The organism is Streptomyces sp. NPDC020780, from assembly GCF_044334475.1.
Lineage (GTDB): Bacteria > Actinomycetota > Actinomycetes > Streptomycetales > Streptomycetaceae > Streptomyces.
In genome coordinates, this window is the sequence record NZ_JBIRTB010000009.1 from 60,762 (window position 1) to 79,043 (window position 18,282).

Genomic DNA, 18,282 nt, shown 5'->3' on the forward strand with positions numbered 1-18,282 from the left:
GGCCGGCAGGGGCGGCGGGGCACGGCGGACAGGTAGCCTTTCCCCCGTGCCCCGTCTGTCTGAAGTCATCGCCGAGCTCGACGCCCTCTGGCCTCCCGAGCGGGCCGAAGGCTGGGACGCGGTCGGCACGGTCTGCGGCGACCCCGAGGCGGAGATCGATCGGGTCCTCTTCGCCGTCGACCCCGTCCGGCAGATCGCCGACGAGGCCCGCACGCTCGGCGCCCAGCTGATCGTCACCCACCACCCGCTCTACCTGCGCGGTACGACGACGGTCGCGGCCACCACCTTCAAGGGCCGGGTCGTGCACGACCTCATCCGGCACGGCATCGCCCTGCACGTCGCGCACACCAACGCCGACACCGCCGACCCCGGGGTCTCCGACGCCCTCGCCGCCGCGCTGGACCTGCGGGTCACCGGCCCGCTCGTGCCGGACCCGGGCGACACCGAAGGCCGCCGCGGACTGGGCAGGATCTGCGAGCTCGACCACCCCGAGACGCTCCGCGCGTTCGCCGCCCGCGCCGCCGACCGGCTGCCCGCCACCGCGCAGGGCATCCGCCTCGCGGGCGACCCGGACGCCGTCGTGCGGCGCGTCGCGGTGAGCGGCGGCTCCGGCGACAGCCTCTTCGACGCCGTACGCGCCGCGGGCGTCGACGCCTTCCTCACCGCGGACCTGCGCCACCACCCGGCCTCCGAGGCCGTCCAGCACTCGGCGCTCGGCCTGGTCGACGCCGCCCACTGGGCCACCGAATGGCCCTGGTGCGAGCAGGCCGCCGCGGAGCTCGACGCGATTTCCGACCGCCACGGATGGGACCTGCGGGTCCACGTCTCGAAGCAGGTCACCGACCCCTGGACCACCCACCACTCTTCTGGAGCCCCCAACTGAACGCCGCGCCCGCCGACCAGATCCGACTCCTCGAAGTCCAGGCCCTCGACGTACGTCTGTCGCAGCTCTCCCACAAGCGCACGTCCCTGCCCGAGCACGCCGAGATCGACTCGCTCAACAGCGACCTCGCGCAGCTGCGCGACCTGCTGGTCGCCTCCCAGACCGAGGAGAGCGACACCACCCGCGAGCAGACGAAGGCGGAGCAGGACGTCGACCAGGTGCGCCAGCGCGCCGTACGCGACCAGCAGCGGCTCGACTCCGGCGCCGTCTCCTCGCCCAAGGATCTGGAGAGCCTGCAGCGCGAGATCACCTCGCTCGCCAAGCGCCAGGGCGACCTGGAGGACGTGGTCCTCGAGATCATGGAGCGCCGCGAGTCCGCGCAGGAGCGCGTCGCCGAACTGACCGAGCGCGTCAGCGCCGTCCAGGCCAAGGTCGACGACGCCACCGCCCGCCGGGACGCGGCGACCGCCGAACTCGACGCCGAGGCCGCCACCGTCGCCAAGGACCGCGAGGTCGTCGCCGGGGCCGTTCCCGCCGATCTGCTCAAGCTGTACGACAAGCTGCGCGCCCAGCAGGGCGGCGTCGGCGCGGCCCGGCTCTACCAGCGGCGCTGCGAGGGCTGCCGCCTCGAGCTGAACATCACGGAGGTCAACGACGTGAAGGCCGCGTCCCCCGACACCGTCCTGCGCTGCGAGAACTGCCACCGCATCCTCGTTCGGACCTCGGAGTCGGGCCTGTAATGACGGCTCCGCGCCAGCTGGTCGTCGAGGCCGACGGCGGCTCCCGGGGCAACCCGGGACCCGCCGGCTACGGCGCGGTCGTCATCGACCCGGCCGACGCCGTGACCCTCGCCGAGACCGCCGAGTACATCGGCTTCGCGTCGAACAACGTCGCCGAGTACAGGGGCCTGATCGCCGGTCTCAGGGCGGTGAAGGAGCTCTTCCCGAACACGCCCGTACAGGTCCGTGTCCGGATGGACTCCAAGCTGGTGGTCGAACAGATGTCGGGCCGTTGGAAGATCAAGCACCCCGACATGAAGCCGCTCGCGGCGGAGGCCGCGCGCATCCTGCCCGCCTCCGCCGTCACGTACGAGTGGATCCCGCGCGAGAGCAACAAGCACGCCGACCGGCTGGCCAACGAGGCGATGGACGCGGGCAGGCGGGGCGAGCGGTGGGACCCGGCCTCCTCGGCGGCCGACCTGGAGACACCGCGTACGCCGGCGCTCCCCGAGCCGCCCGCAGGGCCGCCCGGGGACGCCGTCGCGGGTGCCGCGAAGGTCCGGGCCGCGATGGCGGCGGCCCGCCCGGCGGTGGCCACTCCGCAGGTGGGCTGGGCGAGCGCACCCGACCTGGGCGCGCCAGCCACCTTCCTCCTGCTCCGGCACGGCGAGACGGCACTGACCCCCGAGAAGCGGTTCTCCGGCAGCGGCGGCGGCGACCCCGCACTCTCGCCCGTCGGCCGGCACCAGGCCGCCTGCGCGGCGGAGGCCTTCGCCGCCCGCGGCACGGTCCAGGAGATCGTCAGTTCCCCGCTGCGCCGCTGCCGCGAGACGGCCGCGGTCGTGGCGGAGTCGCTCGGCCTGGAGGTCCGTGTCGAGGACGGCCTGCGCGAGACCGACTTCGGAGCGTGGGAGGGCCTCACCTTCGCCGAGGTGCGCGAGCGCTACGGCCCCGATCTGACCGCCTGGCTCGCGTCCGCCGACGCGGCTCCCACGGGTGGAGGCGAGAGCTTCGCCGAGGTGGCCGAGCGGGTGTCGGCCACCCGCGACCGGCTGGTCTCCCGCTACGCGGGGCGCACGGCGCTGCTGGTCACCCACGTCACCCCCATCAAGACCCTGGTCAGGCTGGCGCTGGGCGCACCACCGGAGTCGCTGTTCCGCATGGAGCTGCTGCCCGCCTCCGTCTCGACGGTGGCGTACTACGCGGACGGCAACGCCTCCCTCAGGCTCCTCAACGACACCTCGCACCTGCGCTGACAGGCGGGCGCCGTCAGCCGCGCAGGGCCGACGCCTCGGCGGCCAGCCGCTCCACCCTGGGCCAGTCCTTCGCCGCCACCGCGTCGCCCGGCACCATCCAGCTGCCGCCCACGCAGCCGACGTTCGGCAGGGCGAGGTACGAGGGCGCGGAGGCGAGCGAGATCCCGCCCGTCGGGCAGAACCGGGCCTGGGGGAGCGGTGCGGACAGGGCCCTGAGATAGGCCGTGCCGCCCGCCGCCTCGGCCGGGAAGAACTTCATCTCCGTGACGCCGCGTTCCAGCAGCGCGACGACCTCCGACGTCGTCGAGACCCCCGGCAGGAACGGCACACCGGCCGCCTTCATCGCGTCCAGCAGGGTGTCCGTCCAGCCCGGGCTGACCAGGAAGCGCGCCCCGGCCCCGACCGTCTCGCGCACGTTCCGTACGGATATCACCGTGCCGGCGCCCACGACGGCGTCCGGCACCTCGGTGGCGATCGCCCGGATCGCCTCCAGCGCGGCGGCCGTCCGCAGCGTCACCTCGATCGCCGGCAGCCCGCCCGCGACGAGCGCGCGGGCCAGCGGTACCGCGTCGGCCGCGTCCTCCAGGACCACGACGGGGACGACGGGGGCGAGGTCCAGTACGGAAGCGGACAGGGCGGCGGGCGCGGAGGAGGTCATGGGGCTCATCCTGCCGCGCGGACGACACGGTACGCAATGAGCGTTGCGCATGCTGCAATGGCGGTCAGTGGATCTCGGTGACCACCACGTCGAGCGCCCATGCTCGCCCGGCCCGTTCCGGAGCCTGCGCCTCCACCACGTAACCGAGACCGCGCAGCACGTCCACCAGCTCCGCCGGCCCCTTCGGCCGTGCCCCGGAGGTCAGCAGATCGCGGACCATCCGGCCCTTGGTCGCCTTGTTGAAGTGGCTGACCACCGACCGTTTCTCGACCCCGTCCACCACCTGGGACTGGAGCACCCGCACGCTCGCGGTGCGCTCCGCCACCTCGCCCGCCGGCTTCCACGCCCCGGCGTACGCGGACGACCGCAGATCCAGGACGAGCCCGCCCCCGGCCGCCTCCGGCATGACGGAGGCCATCGGGCCCCGCCAGTACGCGCCGAGGGCGCCCAGTCCGGGGAGCTTCACGCCCATCGAGCAGCGGTAGGACGGGATCCGGTCGCCCACCCGGACGGCACCCCACAGCCCGGAGAAGACCAGTAGCGACTTCCCCGCCCGGCGCCGGGCCGCCGCGTCCAGCGTGGCCAGACCGAGGGCGTCGTACAGCACCCCCGTGTAGATCTCCCCGGCCGGCCGGGTCGCGGCCGTGCGCAGCTCCGCGTTCTTCGCGATCTCGCCGCGCAGCCCCTCGCTCAGTCCGAGCACCTCGCGGGCCTTGTCCCCGTCGGCCAGGCACAGCTCGACCAGCTCGTCCAGGACGGTGGCGCGGGCCCCGGCGAGGCCCGGCAGGGACAGGGTCTCGAGCTTCAGGGGTGCTCCGCGCCCCGGTGCGGCCTTTCCTTCGGAGGGCGGCAACAGCACGAGCACGGGGGTTCTCCTTCACACGCGGAACGGGGCCTCGCGTCAAGGAGGCCCCCGGCAAGGGTACGGGGACCGGCTGGTCAGGTGGCCGGACGTCCGGCGGCAGTCCGGGCCGCCCGGCCCGCCGGGTACCATGGGCCGCACGGCAGACGAGCCGGGCGGACGGCCGCGTGGGGATCTCCGGATCCTCCCGAGGAACGTCCGGGCTCCACAGGGCAGGGTGGTGGCTAACGGCCACCCGGGGTGACTCGCGGGACAGTGCCACAGAAAACAGACCGCCCGGGACCTCGGTCCCGGGTAAGGGTGAAACGGTGGTGTAAGAGACCACCAGCGCCTGAGGTGACTCAGGCGGCTAGGTAAACCCCACCCGGAGCAAGGTCAAGAGGGGCCGTCGCAAGACGGTCCTGCGCGAACGTCCGAGGGCGGCCCGCCCGAGTTCGCGGGTAGACCGCACGAGGCCGGCAGCAATGCCGGTCCTAGATGGATGGCCGTCTCCCCGGCCGCCGCGAGGCGACCGGGCGACAGAACCCGGCGTACAGCCCGACTCGTCTGCCGCTCATGCCCCTCCCGGCGAACTCGCCCCCTGGCGTCGCCCAGCACACACGCTCGCGGCGTGGCCGGAAGTCCGGGTGGCTCCGCCGGCAGGACTTCCGGCCGCCTTGTGAGCGCATGCGCCGGACGACGCTCCTCAGGGGACGTACATGGCCGGTCGCGGGACAGCCCTTAGGCGAGGCGGCGTACGTAACGGCGCACCGGGCCGCGAAGGTGCCGGATGATCCAGGTGCCGGCCAGGCCGATCGCGGCCCCGGCGGTGACGTCGCTGGGGTAGTGGGCGCCGCTGTGGACGCGCTCGACGGCCACCATCGCGGCCGGGATCGCGCAGACCGCTCCTACGGCGGGCCACGTGAGGGCCACCGCCGTGGTGAAGGCCGTAGCGGCGGCGGTGTGTCCCGAAGGGAAGGACGAGGAGTCGGGGCGGTCGTCCACTTCGTCGTGGGGAATCCACTCCTTGGGGGGCCGAGGTCGCTCCACCAGCTGCTTGCAGGCCGCGTTGGAGAGCAGCTGTGCCAGGGCCATGGAGGCCAGGCCCGAAAGGGCGGCCCTGCGGCCGCGCCGGCCGCCGAGGACGGCCAGGGCCGCGGCGGTGCCGCACCACAGCTTGGTGTGTTCCGCGGCCTCTTCCACGAGTGACAGAGGAGTGCCGATGGTGCGGGTGTCCCAGGCGGCCGCCCGCATGGTCAGCCGCCGGTCCGCCGCGCGTATCGTCTGCATGTTCAGCATGATCTAGGTGTATGTCCGTTCATGTCCGCCCCGCATGCGTGACAGGGCCCTTTCGGGGTCATCGGGTCTCGTCCATGCGCTGCACGTCCTGCTCGTCCCATGCACGGGTGTCCCGGGGTTCGACGTACGGCTCGGCCTCCGGCGGGTGGCCGCCCGCGATGGCGCGCTGACGTGCGGTCTCCGCGTCGAACTCCAGGCCGAGCAGGATGGCCAGGTTGCTGATCCACAGCCAGACGAGGAAGACGACCACGCCGGCCATCGTGCCGTACGTCTTGTTGTACGACGAGAAGTGCGCCACGTAGAAAGCGAATCCGGCGGAAGCGATCAACCAGATCACCAGGGCGAGGAGACTGCCCGGGGTGATCCACTTGAAGCCCTTGACCTTGGCGTTCGGGGTAGCCCAGTACAGAATCGCGATCATGGCCGTGACCAGGACGACCAGCACCGGCCACTTGGCGATCGACCACACCGTCAGCGCGCTGTCACCGATGCCCAGCGCTGCTCCGGCCTGTCGGGCGATTCCGCCGGTGAAGACCACGATCAGGGCGCTGACCACGGCCAGTACCATCAGGACCACGGTCACCCCGACCCGTACGGGAAGGACCTTCCATACCGGGCGGCCTTCGGGCACGTCGTAGACGGCGTTCGCGGAGCGGATGAAGCCCGCCACGTACCCCGAGGCCGACCACACGGCCAGCACCAGGCCCACGATCGCCATCACCGAGCCGGTTCCGCCGTTGCCCTGCAACTGCTCGACCGCGCGCGTGATGATGTCTCTGGCCGAGCCGGGCGCGAGCTGCTGGAGATTGGTCAGCACCTTGTCCGTGGCGGACTTGCCGGTGATGCCGAGCAGCGAGACGAGCACCAGCAGTGCGGGGAACAGGGAGAGCACTCCGTAGTAGGTCAAGGCCGCGGCCCGGTCGGCGAGTTCGTCGTCCTTGAACTCGCGCAGGCTTCCCTTCAGCGCCGCCGCCCAGGAACGCTTCGGCAGGTCGGTCGGCGTGTCCGGCGCCCGCCGCTCCGCCTGTTCGTCGGGGCCGAAGCGCTTCACGTCGTCCTCGGCTTCGGCGTCGGCCGGGGGGCCGGTCGTGTCCTCGGTTCCGCGATGTGCGGCAGCTGTCCTTACTGGTTCTCGTCGTAGCGCCATGCGCGACGAATGCCCTGCTCGCTTCCCGTCATGCGGGGGACAGGTGACGAGGTGCCGTCCGAGGTGCGTTGATGCGCTCAGTTCGGGTACCCGGCTTCACATCCGACCTAGGTGTATTGCCCTGTATGGAGCTGTCCCGCGGGACAGCTCCATACAGGCCCCAGGTGGGGCGAAGCACGCGACAACGTGATGAACCGCGATACGACAGGAGGTGGAGGACGTGACCAGTCAGTACCCGCGCTCCGCAGAGCCCGGCCGTGACACGTCCGCCGACGCCGAACCGGTGGGCGAGCTGGTGCAGCGCGCCTCGCATCAGCTGACGGAGCTGGTGCGCGGAGAGATGCTCTTGGCGCAGGCGGAGATGAAGGAGAAGGGCAAGCGCTACGGCAAGGGCGGGGGACTGTTCGGCGGTGCCGGACTGTTCGGCGTTCTCGCCCTCCAGGCGCTCGTCGGCACCGCCGTCGCCGCGCTCGCGGTGCCGCTGCCCGTGTGGGCGGCCGCGCTGATCGTCACCGCCGTGCTCGGTGCCGTCGCCGCCGTACTCGCACTGGCCGGGAAGAAGCAGGTCAGTCAGGCGGCACCACTCACCCCTGAACGGACTGTGGACAGCGTCAAGGCCGATGTGGCCGAAATCAAGGAGAGTGCCCACCGATGACCCAGCAGCCTCAGGACGAGCACAACGCCCCCACGCCCGAAGAACTGCGTCAGCGAGTGGAGCACACGCGCCACGAGCTGGGGGAGACGGTCCAGGCGCTGGCCGACAAGACGGACGTCACGGCACGGGCGCAGGAGAAGGCGGCCGTCGCCCAGGCGAAGGCGGCCGTGTTGAAGGACCAGGCGGCCCTCAAGGCGGCGGAGATGGGCGGGCAGGCCAAGGCGAAGACGGCCCGGGCCACGCAGGCGCTTCAGGAGAAGCTGCCCGGTCCCGTCAAGGACAAGGCGGCTCGGGCGGACCAGCTGTGGCAGGACAAGGCGCCCGCGTCCGTGCGGAACCACCGCGGTGCACTGATCGCCGGTGGTGCGGCGTTGCTGGTCACCTGGCTGGTCCTGCGGCGCAAGAACTAGCTAGGGGCGTGTATCGAAAGTCCCGCCTGCCGGCGGTGTCCGGCACGCACACTCGCCGCGTTGTCGGGATTGCACGCACCGGACACCGCCGAGCCTGCCCTTCGGGCGGACGGCGCTACTTTCGACACACGCCCCAGGACCGCTGACGCGCCGGGTGCGGCAGCCGGGGTACGGCTGCCGCGCAGCACGCGATGACGGGGCGCTCGCGGTGGTGTGCGGGGAGGGGCCACTGCGACGCCGACGCGCGCTCGACGACCGGGCATGCCCCTTTCGACGGGGATCGATCGGTCCGTCGCACGTGTTTCCCACCTCGGGATCTGTCGTTCGGATCAGGCCGGACTCCCGTGAGGCCGGTGCCTGAGCCGATCCGTTCCGGGCGGCCCCTGGCCGAGCCCGCGGTCCGCCGCTCCTCTTCCGCGCCGGGCCGCCCCCGACCGTCAGATGACCGGGGGGCGGCCGAGGCGGGTCATCCGCCAGACCGTGCGCCAGCGCATCGGGCTGCGCACGCCGCACGGGGTGCGGACTCCCTCGGCGAAGCCGCCCGCCCAGGCGCGCAGGCCGGTGGCCGACCGGGTGCGGGCGGCGGTGAGCAGGATCCAGGTGCCGAGGTAGGCGGGGATCAGGGGCAGCGGCAGGTTGCGGCGGGCCAGCCAGACGCGGTTGCGGGCCGTCATCCGGTAGTAGACCGCGTGCCGGGCGGGGGACGTCTTCGGGTGCTGGAGCAGCAGACCGGGTTCGTACACGATCTTCCAGCCCGCGTCGAGGGCACGCCAGGACAGGTCCGTCTCCTCGTGGGTGAAGAAGAACTCGGCGGGCCACGGCCCGGTCTCGGCGAGCATCTTCATGGAGAGGGCGTGGCCGCCGCCGAGGAAGGCGGTGACCGGCCCTCCGCGCATCGGGTCACCGGCGCGCAGGCGGGGGACGTGGCGGCGCTGGGTCTCGCCGTGCTCGTCGGCGATGCGGAAACCGACGATGCCGAGGCGGGGGTCGGCGGCGTACAGGTCCCGCACCGCGCGGAAGACGCCCTTGTCCACCAGGAGTCCGTCGTCGTCCAGCTCGATGACGACGTCCACGTCACCGAGTTCGGCGAGCCGGGCCAGGGCGGCGTTGCGGCCGCCGGGGCAGCCGAGGTTCTCGTCGAGCTCGATCGTCGTCACCCCGCCGGCCAGGCCGGTCAGGCCGGGGAAGGCGCTGTAGTCGGGGAGCGGTGAGCCGTTGCCGACGATGACGACGCGGGCGGGGCGTACGTCCTGCATGGCCACGGACGCCAGCAGCGCCTCGACCTGCTGCGGGCGGTCTCCCATGGTGACGACGGATACGCCGATGCGTGGTGGGGACAAGGTGCGGTACTCCTGAGGTTCGGCGGCAGCGGTTTCGACCGGTCCGCGGTGCCCGCGATCGTAACGTCCCGCTGTTCACCCTCCGGTGGTGACCCGTCCACCGGAAGGCCGGTCCCCGTTCGATTCGCGCCGGGGCGGACGGGCGGTGGTGCCCTGAGCGCCATCCTGCCGGGCGCCCGGCCCGGGGCCCGGGCGCGACTCGCTCCGGCTCGTGTCCGGTCGTGCCGGCTCCGGGCCGGCGCACCGGGCCGCTTCCGGCCGTACCGGGGCCGCTTCCGCGCCGCACCCGAACCCACCTGGCCGCACCCGGCTCACCCGGCGGAGGTCCGCGCACCTCGCCGGCCCAGGAACGCGCCGGCGAGCAGGGCGCCGGCCAGGACGATCGCCGCGTTGACGAGGACCGCCGTCGAGACCCCGGACAGCACCGCGTCCGGACCGGTGGCGCCGCCCGTCCGGGCGGTGACGATCGCGCTCATGACCGGGATGCCCATCGTGATGCCGACCTGCTGCGTCATCGTGGCGAGCCCGGTGGCCAGGCCCTGCTCCTCGTCGGGGAGTCCGGAGGTCGCGGTGACCATGAAGCCCACGATCACCAGCATGTTGCCGACACCGCCGACGAAGGTCGCGGCCAGCAGGAGTGCGATCCAGCCGCCGGAGCTGCCGAGCGCCACCAGGGAGAGGGTGGCGGCGGCCTGTACGACGCCGCCCAGGACGATCGTGCGCCGGGTGCCGAACCGGCCGACCGCCCGGCCGCCGAGCATGCCGCCGGCCACGGTGCCGATGCCGAGGACCCCGAAGGCGAGTCCGGTGGCGAGCGGGGAGTAGCCGAGGACCTCCTGGAGGTAGAGAGTGAGCAGGAAGACCAGGGACGTCTCGGTGACGAAGGCGATCAGCCCGGTGGCGTTGCCCCAGACCACGGTCGGCCGCTTCAGGATGCGCAGCGGAACCAGGGGCGCCGCCGCACGCTTCTCGACCAGGAGGAAGGCGGCGAGGAGCGCCGCGCCGGCGAGCAGTGCGGCCGGAGCGGTGGGCGAGGTCCAGCCGCTCTCGCCCGCCTGCGTCAGGCCGAACACCAGCAGCAGCAGGCCGCCGGTGACGGTCACGGCGCCGGGCACGTCGAGCTTCGCCCGTACGGCCGGCCGCGAGTCGGCGATCACGGACGGGGCGAGCGCGACCACGAGCGCGGCGACGGGGACGTTGATGAGGAAGGCCCAGCGCCAGGAGAGCAGATCGGTCAGCAGTCCCCCGAGGACGGCCCCCGCCGTGAAACCCGCCGACATGAGGGCACCGTTGAGGCCGAGGGCTCGCTCGCGCAGCGGTCCCTCCTTGAACGCCGTGGTGAGCAGGGCGAGTCCGGCCGGGGTGACGGCCGCGGTGGCGAGCCCCTGGAGGACGCGGGCGGTGAGCAGCATGCCCGGTGTGGTGGCGAGCCCGCCCAGTACGGAGGAGAGGCCGAGGACGACCATGCCGCCGATGAACAGGCGCTTGCGCCCGAGAAGGTCGGCGATCCGGCCGAACAGCAGCGTGAAGCCGGCGGCGGCGAGGGCGAAGGAGGTGGCGATCCACTGGAGGTGGGCGAGGGAGAAGCCGAGACCCTTGCCGACGGCGGGCAGGGCGACGTTCAGGATGGAGAAGTCCACGGCGATCATGAACTGTGCGCCGAGGAGGAGGACGAGGACGAGCTTCTGGCGGCCGGTCATGCGGGGGGAGGCCGGGGGTGCGAGGGGCGCCCCGGTGGAGGCGGTGCTGGACGCGGACATGGATGCCCTTTCCTGAGGTGAACGCTTTAACGGGCCTGCGGTTCCGTTAAGGTGGGTGTCACCGTAGCAGGGGGTGAGCGGCTAATGGAACTGGAGAACCGTTATGAAGGTTGAGGGCATGGGCGGGACAGCGGACGCCGAAGGAGTGGAGCCGGGCATGGTCCGCCCCGGCGGGCGCACGGCCCGCGTGCGGGAGGCCGTCCTGCGGGCGGCCGGTGACGCGCTGGTCGAGCACGGTTTCGACCGCCTCGACCTCGCCGACGTCGCCCGCCGCGCCGAGGTCGGCAAGACGACCGTCTACCGGCGCTGGTCGACCCCCGCGGGCCTGGTCGCCGACCTGCTCACGGACCTGGCGGAGCAGTCCGTACCGCGTACGGACACGGGCTCGCTGGACGAGGACCTCCGGGCCAACGCCCGGCTGGTCGTGCGGACGCTGACCGACCCGCGCCAGGGGGCCCTGTTCGCCGCCGTGATCGCCGCGGCCACCTGCGACACCCGCACCGCCCAGGCGCTGCACCACTTCTACGCGGTGCGCATCACGGAGTGGGCGGGCTGCGTCGAGGCTGCGGTCGAGCGCGGCGAGCTGCCCGCGGGTACCGACGCCGGCGAGGTGATCCGGGCCGTCTCCGCGCCCCTGTACTACCGGCTCCTCGCCAGCGGCGACCCCCTCGACGACGCGGCCGCCGACCGCGCCGCGCGGGCCGCCGCGGTGGCGGCACGGGCCGGCGTGCACGTGATCTGACGGTGAGCACGTGATCCGGAGGATCGGCCGGCCGGAAGGGGTTGACCTCTCGTGCACTCCAACTCGTAGCTTCTGCGCTCATGGACACACAGACGAACTGGCGGACGAGAGTACTGGGCGGCAGCGGGATCGAGGCCGGTGCGCTGGGCCTCGGGTGCTGGGCGATCGGCGGCGAGTGGTCGGCGCCGGACGGCAGCCCCCTCGGCTGGGGCAGGGTGGACGACGAGGAGTCGGTGGCGGCGGTCCGCCGGGCACTGGACCTGGGCGTGCGCTTCTTCGACACGGCGGACGTGTACGGCGCCGGGCACAGCGAACGCGTGATGGGCCGGGCGCTCGCGGGACGGCGGGACGAGGCCGTCATCGCCACCAAGTGGGGCAACCTGTTCGACGAGCGGACCCGGGTGATGGACGGGGCCGACCGGTCGCCCGCCTACGCCCGTGAGGCACTCGTCGCCTCCCTGCGCAGGCTGCGGACCGACCGGATCGACCTCTTCCAGCTGCACCTGGGCGACACCCCGCCCGAGGAGGCGGCCGAACTGCGCGAGGCCTGCGAGGGCTTCGTCGCCGAAGGGCTGATCCGGGCCTACGGATGGAGCACCGACGACCCGGAGCGCGCGGCGCTGTTCGCCGAGGGCGCGCACTGCGCCGCCGTCCAGTACGCGTGCAACGTGCTGGAGGACGCTCCCGGGATGCCGGACCTCTGCGAGGAGCGGGGTCTGCTCGGCATCATCCGGAGCCCGCTGGCGATGGGCCTGCTGACCGGCGCACGCGATCCGGGCCGGCGGGCGGCGGCCGGGGACATCCGGTCCGCCCCGCCCGCGTGGCTGCACTGGTTCGAGGCGGGCGGCGTCCCGTCGGCGCACTGGGCCGCACGGGTCGAGGCGATCCGGGACGTGCTGACCGCGGACGGCCGCACCCTCGCCCAGGGCGCCCTCGGCTGGCTGTGGGCCCGCAGCGGCCGGGCGGTGCCGATCCCCGGATTCCGGACGGTCGCCCAGGTCGAGGAGAACGCCGCAGCCCTCTCCCGCGGCCCGCTGCGGCCTGGTCAGCTGACGGAGATCGCCGACCTGCTCGCACCATAGGCGCGGGGCGGGTCAGCCGATCCGGGTACCCGTACCGCTCACCCTGATCCGGGCGTCACCCGGGCGCAGTTCGACGGTGAGGGTTCCCGGGCGGCCCATGTCCTCACCCTGGTGCAGGGTGAGGACGGCGTCGTCCGCGACGAGCCCCAGCTCGCGTGCGTACGCTCCGAAGGCGGCCGCCGCCGCGCCCGTCGCCGGATCCTCGACCACACCGCCGACCGGGAACGGGTCGCGGACGTGGAAGACCGAGGCGGACGCGCGCCGGACCAACTGCACCGTCGTCAGGTCGAGCCGGTGCATGAGGGCTTCGAGGCGGGCGAAGTCGTAGGACAGGTCCGCCAGCCGCTCCCGGGTCGCCGCCGCCAGCACCAGGTGGCGTGCGCCCGCGTAGGCGATGCGGGGCGGCAGGTCCGGGTCCAGATCGGAGGCCGGCCAGCCCAGGGCGGCCAGGGCCTCCGTCACCTCGTCCGGTGCCACGTCCATGACCCGGGGCTCGACGCTGGTGAGCGTCGCGCGGAGTTCGTCGCCCGTACGGGCCACCGTGACCGGGACCGTACCGGCGGGGGTGCGGAACAGCAGGTCGCCCGGGCCGTCGCGTTCGGCCAGGGCGAGGGCCGCCGCGACCGTGGCGTGCCCGCAGAAGGGGACCTCGGCCTTCGGGCTGAAGTAGCGGACCGTGTGGCCGCCCCGGCCGTCCGGCTCGGTGAGGAACGCCGACTCGCTGTAGCCGAGCTCCGCGGCGATCGAGAGCATCGCCGCCTCGTCGAGCCCCGAGGCGTCGAGGACGACACCGGCCGGGTTGCCACCGGCCGGGTCGGCGGAGAAGGCGGTGTAGCGAAGGGCGTGCGTGCTGTCGGGTCGGCTCATGTCGCAGGACAACCGAGGGCCGCGACGGCGCATTCCCGCTGACTCGCCCCGGCCCGTTCCCCCGAACCCGGCCCGCCCGTTGCCCCGTCGCGCCCGTCCGCGCCCCGGGGTGGTCCGGGGCCCGGACCACCCCGGGGGCGCGGACCACCCCGGGCCGCCGCATGCCCCCCGTGCGCGCGGCGGCCCGTCACTGCGGTCAGTGGCAGGACTTGACGCCGCTGCCCTTGGTCCAGGAGCAGGAGTCGAGCAGCGCGCCGCTGGGCTTGATGAGCCGCGCCTTGTCCCCGGTGTTGTTCCAGACGTACGAGCCGCGGCCCCAGTAGACGTGGGCCCCGGCGTTCCTGCCCTTGCCGGTGTGGACGCGGACCGTCTTGCCGGCGGCGATCCTGTAGCTGCCGAAGGTGTACGTGTAGCCGGTGTTGTCCTTCAGCTTGTAGCCCTTGAGCTGCAGCGTGGACCTGCCGTTGTTGTGGATGTCCACGTACTCGGCCACGAGGGACGCGTTCGTCCTGGTGTCCTTGCCGGGGCTGTCGTACTGGATCTTCCCGAGGTGCAGCCCGCCCTGGTGCGAGGCGGCGGAGGCGGGGGCCGTGGCGAGGAGCGAGCCCGCCAGTGCGGCGGCGGCCAGGGCAAGGGGTGCGGCGGTGCGTATGTGCATGCGGCGTGGTCCTTCTGTGTGTAACTGGTGAAGGTCAGCAGCATACGGGGAGTACGCGCGCGCCGGGCCGCAAGGCCGGAAATCGGCAAACTCCCTCATCCGGCGGCGCGTTCGGGGACAGATACGTACGCTCGGCGGGCGTGGCGGGAGTCAGCCCCGGCCGATGTACGGCATGGCCGTCGCCATGACCGTCGCGAACTGCACGTTGGCCTCCAGCGGCAGCTGCGCCATGTGCAGGACCGTGCGGGCCACGTCGTCCGCCGCCATCACCGGCTCGACAGCCGTCTCACCATTCGCCTGGAGGGTCCCGCTCCGCATCCGCTCCGTCATGTCGGTCGCCGCGTTGCCGATGTCGATCTGCCCGCAGGCGATCCGGTACGGACGCCCGTCCAGGGACAACGACTTCGTCAGGCCCGTCAGGGCGTGCTTCGTCGCCGTGTACGCCACCGAGTGCGGGCGGGGCGCGTGCGCCGAGACGGACCCGTTGTTGATGATCCGTCCGCCCTGCGGGTCCTGATTCTTCATCAGGCGGTAGGCCCCCTGCGCGCAGAGGAATGCCCCCGTCAGGTTGACGTCCACCACCGTGCGCCAGTCCTCGTGGGCGAGGTCCTCCACGGGCGTGCCGGCCGGGCCGAACGTACCCGCGTTGTTGAAGAGCAGGTCCAGCCGCCCGAAGCGCTCCCGTACCCCGGAGAAGAGGGTCGCCACCTGGTCCGGGTCGGTCACGTCGGCGGGGACGCACACCGCGGTGCCCGGCCCGGCCGCGGCGGCGGTCTCCTCCAGCGGCAGGGCCCGCCGCCCCGCCAGGACCACCGTCCAGCCCGCGCCCGAGAGAGTGAGGGCGACGGCCCTGCCGATGCCCGATCCCGCACCTGTCACCACAGCGATCGACTGCTCGGAGTCCATGGCCCGGCAGCGTACGCGAGGCCGGGCGGCCACCGGCACCCGGTGCTCATCGCACCGCCATGAGGGCGATGTGTACCCGCCAACGGTACGTCGTCGCCGCACATTCCAATGCCTCTGACAACATCCGGCAGGGGAGGGGCACATGACACCCGCACAGAACACCCGCACGCCCGGCGACCGGCACGGGCACTCCGCCGAGTTCCGCGAGGCTGCCCGGCGCCTCGGGTCCGGCGTGGGCCGCCGTGGTTTCCTCACGGTCACCGGCGCCGCAGCGGCCCTGGCCTTCGCCGCCGGCCTGCCGGCCGCGGGCAGCGCGAGCGCCGCCGAACTCGACGCCCGCAGGATCACCGAGGACCCCTTCACCCTGGGCGTGGCCTCCGGGGACCCGCTGCCCGACTCGGTCCTCCTGTGGACGAGACTCGCCCCCCGCCCCTACGAGGCGGACGGCGGACTGCCCGCCGACCGCGTCCAGGTCCGCTGGGAGATCGCCCGCGACGAGCGCTTCCGGCGCGTCGTCCGGCGCGGCTCCGCCACCGCCCACCCCGAATTCGCCCACAGCGTCCACGTCGACGTCGACGGCCTGGACCCCGACCGGACCTTCTACTACCGCTTCCGCGCCGGCAGCTGGATCAGCCCCACCGGCCGCACCCGCACCGCGCCCTCCCCCGGCGCCCGCAACAGCTCCATGACCCTGGCCGCCGTCTCCTGCCAGGCCTACCACGACGGCTACTTCACCGCCTACGGACACCTCGCGTCCGAGGACGTCGACGTGGTCTTCCACCTCGGCGACTACCTCTACGAGTACGCGGTCACCGCCACCGGCGGCGCCCGCGGCTACACCGACCGCGTCCTGCCGGCCCACTTCGACCGCGAGACGGTCACGCTGGACGACTACCGGATGCGCTACGGCCTCTACAAGTCCGACCCGGACCTGCGCGCCGCCCACGCCGCGCACCCCTTCGTCGTCACCTGGGACGACCACGAGACCGAGAACAACTACGCGGGCGACACCCCCGAGAACAACGTCCCGCCCGAGGAGTTCCTGCTGCGCCGGGCCGCCGCCTACCGCGCGTACTGGGAGAACCAGCCGCTGCGCGCCCCGCAGCGGCCCACCGGCCCCGACATGCGGCTCTACCGCCGGCTGCGGTTCGGCCGGCTCGCCCAGTTCGACATCCTCGACACCCGCCAGTACCGCAGCAACCAGGCGTACGGCGACGGCTGGAAGGTCCCCGGACCGGAGTCCGAGGACCCGGCGCGCACCATGACGGGCGCCGCCCAGGAGCGCTGGCTGCTCGACGGCTGGAAGACGTCCCGCGCGCAGTGGAACGTCGTACCCCAGCAGGTCACCTTCGCCCAGCGGCGGGACGTGCCGACCGGCGCCTACAAGCTCTCCATGGACTCGTGGGACGGCTACCCGGCCTCCCGGCAGCGGATCATGGACGGGGCCGAGGCCGCCGGGATCGAGAACCTGATGGTGCTCACCGGAGACGTGCACGTCGGCTACGGCTTCGACCTGAAGAAGGACTTCGACGACCCGGCCTCCCGGACCGTGGGCACGGAGATCGTCGCCACCTCGGTCTCCAGCGGTAAGAACGGCTCCGAGAAGCCGGCCAACTGGGACAACCTGACCCGTGCCAACCCGCACATGAAGTTCTACAACGGCCGCCGCGGGTACGCCGTCGTCGAACTCCGCGAGGACCGGGCGCGCGCCGACTTCCGCACGGTGGCGGCGGTCACCACGCCCGGCGCGCCCCTCACGACGGCCGGATCCTTCGTCACCGAGGCGGGGAACCCGGGACTCGTCCCGGCGTGACCCGGCTCCGGCTCCGGCGTGTTCGGACCGCAGGGAGCGATCCCATGGCCGCCGCTCCCGCGGGCCTGCCGGGGTGGGCCGGTGTGCACGTGACGTTGCCGGCGCACCCTGCGCGTCGTCTCCGCGGGCGGTGAACCCGGCCCCGGTACCGGCCGGGTGTCAGCGCCCGTCCGCCGGGTAGCGGACGCCGATGCGGTCACGGACCGCGTCGAGCGTCCGCATCACGGCGAGCGAGCCGTCCAGCGGCACCAGCGGGGACTCCGTCTCGCCCGCCAGGACGGACCGCATCACCTCGACCGCCTCGTACTGCATGCCCGACAGCCCCTGCGGGCCCGGGCCCGTGGTGACCTCCTCGGGCTCCCGGCCCGGCCGGTGCAGGACGAGGCGCTCGGGGTGGAAGAAGCCCTGCGGGAAGTCGATCCGCCCCGCTGTGCCCGTCACCGAGGCGATGCTCGGCAGATCGCCGACGATCGAGCAGCTCAGCAACGCCGTGGCACCCGAGTCCCAGCCCAGCAGCATCCCGGTGTTGAGGTCGACGCCCTCCGGGGACAGCAGCGCGTCCGCCTGTACGCGGTCCGGCTCACCGAGCAGCAGCTGGGCGAACGACACCGGGTAGACCCCGAGGTCCAGCAGCGCACCGCCGCCCAGCGCGGGATCGCGCAGCCGGTGCCCGGCACCGAAGGTGCCCGCGAAGCCGAAGTCGGCCTGCACCGTGCGGATCTCGCCGATGGCCCCGTTCCGCACCAGCTCGGTCATCCGGCGGATGACCGGATTGCAGTACGTCCACATGGCCTCCATCAGGAAGAGGCCGTGCTTCCGGGCCAGGGCCACGAGCTCCTGCGCCTCCCGCGCGTTGAGCGTGAACGGCTTCTCGCACAGCACGTGCTTGCCGGCCTCCAGGGCGAGGGCGGCCGCCTCCCGGTGCGCGGAGTGCGGGGTGGCCACGTACACGACGTCGATGTCGTCGTCGGCGACGAGCTCCGCCCAGCTGCCGTAGGCCCGCTCGATCCCGAACCGTTCGGCGAACGCCTTGGCGGAGGCCTGCGTGCGGGAGGCGACCGCCACGACCTCGGCGCCCGCGTCCTTCACCGCCAGCAGGTCCGCCGTGAACGTCGCGGCTATGCCGCCCGTCGCCAGAACACCCCAACGCACCGTCCCGCTCATGCCCGCACGCCCTCACGCAAAAAGGTACCGACCACTACGACTGACCTGAGAGCATAGATGCGGATTCAACGAAGCGGAGACG

Annotated in this window: 18 protein-coding genes and 1 other RNA gene; 9 read left to right on the forward strand and 10 right to left on the reverse strand. The window is 73.0% G+C overall.

Annotation, left to right across the window (positions count from 1 at the left end):
- Positions 1–46: 46 nt before the first annotated feature.
- The 3 genes from ACH4VO_RS18750 to ACH4VO_RS18760 are packed head-to-tail and all read left to right on the forward strand — an operon-like array spanning position 47 to position 2,858.
- Positions 47–883 (forward strand): Nif3-like dinuclear metal center hexameric protein, encoded by an 837-nt coding sequence (locus ACH4VO_RS18750; RefSeq protein ID WP_360989881.1) that lies wholly within the window; start codon positions 47–49, stop codon positions 881–883.
- On the forward strand, positions 880–1,623 hold the full coding sequence (locus tag ACH4VO_RS18755; RefSeq protein ID WP_360990077.1) for a C4-type zinc ribbon domain-containing protein: 744 nt from the start codon (positions 880–882) through the stop codon (positions 1,621–1,623). The genes ACH4VO_RS18750 and ACH4VO_RS18755 overlap by 4 nt, the downstream gene beginning before the upstream one ends.
- A complete protein-coding gene (locus ACH4VO_RS18760) occupies positions 1,623–2,858 on the forward strand; it encodes a bifunctional RNase H/acid phosphatase (protein ID WP_360989885.1) in 1,236 nt (411 codons plus the stop codon). The genes ACH4VO_RS18755 and ACH4VO_RS18760 overlap by 1 nt, the downstream gene beginning before the upstream one ends.
- A 13-nt stretch (positions 2,859–2,871) precedes the next feature.
- Here the strand turns inward: ACH4VO_RS18760 and eda are convergent, their stop codons facing one another.
- Positions 2,872–3,516, reverse strand: a complete 645-nt coding sequence (eda, locus tag ACH4VO_RS18765; RefSeq protein WP_360989887.1) for a bifunctional 4-hydroxy-2-oxoglutarate aldolase/2-dehydro-3-deoxy-phosphogluconate aldolase — start codon at positions 3,514–3,516, stop codon at positions 2,872–2,874.
- A gap of 64 nt (positions 3,517–3,580) precedes the next feature.
- On the reverse strand, positions 3,581–4,381 hold the full coding sequence (gene yaaA / locus ACH4VO_RS18770; protein ID WP_360989890.1) for a peroxide stress protein YaaA: 801 nt from the start codon (positions 4,379–4,381) through the stop codon (positions 3,581–3,583).
- A 144-nt stretch (positions 4,382–4,525) separates the two neighbouring features.
- Between yaaA and rnpB the strand changes: the two genes are divergently transcribed.
- An RNA gene (rnpB, locus tag ACH4VO_RS18775) (RNase P RNA component class A) lies at positions 4,526–4,927 on the forward strand.
- A 171-nt stretch (positions 4,928–5,098) separates the two neighbouring features.
- On the opposite strand, the gene ACH4VO_RS18780 is transcribed toward rnpB, so the two are convergent.
- Together ACH4VO_RS18780 and ACH4VO_RS18785 are read right to left on the reverse strand one after the other, a co-directional pair.
- The gene (locus ACH4VO_RS18780; RefSeq protein WP_360989893.1) at positions 5,099–5,647 is read right to left on the reverse strand and encodes a phosphatase PAP2 family protein; all 549 of its coding nucleotides are present in this window, start codon (positions 5,645–5,647) and stop codon (positions 5,099–5,101) included.
- 67 nt (positions 5,648–5,714) lie between these two features.
- Positions 5,715–6,803, reverse strand: coding sequence for a YihY/virulence factor BrkB family protein (locus ACH4VO_RS18785; protein WP_360989895.1), 1,089 nt, complete (start codon positions 6,801–6,803; stop codon positions 5,715–5,717).
- A gap of 220 nt (positions 6,804–7,023) precedes the next feature.
- On the opposite strand from ACH4VO_RS18785, the gene ACH4VO_RS18790 reads away from it, so the two are divergent.
- Together ACH4VO_RS18790 and ACH4VO_RS18795 are read left to right on the forward strand one after the other, a co-directional pair.
- On the forward strand, positions 7,024–7,458 hold the full coding sequence (locus ACH4VO_RS18790; protein ID WP_398440993.1) for a phage holin family protein: 435 nt from the start codon (positions 7,024–7,026) through the stop codon (positions 7,456–7,458).
- Entirely contained in the window at positions 7,455–7,868 is a 414-nt protein-coding gene (locus ACH4VO_RS18795) for a DUF3618 domain-containing protein (protein ID WP_360989897.1), read from the forward strand. Before ACH4VO_RS18790 ends, ACH4VO_RS18795 begins: the two co-directional genes overlap by 4 nt.
- Positions 7,869–8,305: 437 nt before the next feature.
- On the opposite strand, the gene ACH4VO_RS18800 is transcribed toward ACH4VO_RS18795, so the two are convergent.
- Entirely contained in the window at positions 8,306–9,208 is a 903-nt protein-coding gene (locus ACH4VO_RS18800) for a glycosyltransferase (protein WP_360989900.1), read from the reverse strand.
- A 311-nt stretch (positions 9,209–9,519) separates the two neighbouring features.
- A complete protein-coding gene (locus ACH4VO_RS18805; RefSeq protein ID WP_360989903.1) occupies positions 9,520–10,968 on the reverse strand; it encodes an MFS transporter in 1,449 nt (482 codons plus the stop codon).
- Positions 10,969–11,071: 103 nt separating this feature from the next.
- Here ACH4VO_RS18805 and ACH4VO_RS18810 point away from each other — a divergent pair, with 103 nt between their 5' ends.
- On the forward strand, positions 11,072–11,710 hold the full coding sequence (locus ACH4VO_RS18810) for a TetR/AcrR family transcriptional regulator (protein WP_398440996.1): 639 nt from the start codon (positions 11,072–11,074) through the stop codon (positions 11,708–11,710).
- Between the two features lie 80 nt (positions 11,711–11,790).
- Positions 11,791–12,792, forward strand: coding sequence for an aldo/keto reductase (locus tag ACH4VO_RS18815; RefSeq protein WP_360989907.1), 1,002 nt, complete (start codon positions 11,791–11,793; stop codon positions 12,790–12,792).
- Positions 12,793–12,804: 12 nt separating this feature from the next.
- On the opposite strand, the gene ACH4VO_RS18820 is transcribed toward ACH4VO_RS18815, so the two are convergent.
- The 3 genes from ACH4VO_RS18820 to ACH4VO_RS18830 form a co-directional block, all read right to left on the reverse strand.
- The gene (locus ACH4VO_RS18820) at positions 12,805–13,659 is read right to left on the reverse strand and encodes a PhzF family phenazine biosynthesis isomerase (RefSeq protein WP_360989910.1); all 855 of its coding nucleotides are present in this window, start codon (positions 13,657–13,659) and stop codon (positions 12,805–12,807) included.
- Between the two features lie 196 nt (positions 13,660–13,855).
- Positions 13,856–14,317: a lamin tail domain-containing protein gene (locus tag ACH4VO_RS18825; RefSeq protein WP_360989913.1), complete on the reverse strand. Its 462-nt coding sequence runs from the start codon at positions 14,315–14,317 to the stop codon at positions 13,856–13,858.
- A gap of 150 nt (positions 14,318–14,467) precedes the next feature.
- Positions 14,468–15,223, reverse strand: a complete 756-nt coding sequence (locus ACH4VO_RS18830; protein WP_360989916.1) for an SDR family oxidoreductase — start codon at positions 15,221–15,223, stop codon at positions 14,468–14,470.
- Positions 15,224–15,365: 142 nt separating this feature from the next.
- Here ACH4VO_RS18830 and ACH4VO_RS18835 point away from each other — a divergent pair, with 142 nt between their 5' ends.
- Complete coding sequence (locus tag ACH4VO_RS18835; RefSeq protein ID WP_360989919.1) at positions 15,366–17,036, forward strand: alkaline phosphatase D family protein; 1,671 nt, start codon at positions 15,366–15,368, stop codon at positions 17,034–17,036.
- A gap of 159 nt (positions 17,037–17,195) precedes the next feature.
- Here the strand turns inward: ACH4VO_RS18835 and ACH4VO_RS18840 are convergent, their stop codons facing one another.
- Positions 17,196–18,200: a Gfo/Idh/MocA family oxidoreductase gene (locus ACH4VO_RS18840; protein ID WP_360989922.1), complete on the reverse strand. Its 1,005-nt coding sequence runs from the start codon at positions 18,198–18,200 to the stop codon at positions 17,196–17,198.
- Positions 18,201–18,282 lie beyond the last annotated feature (82 nt).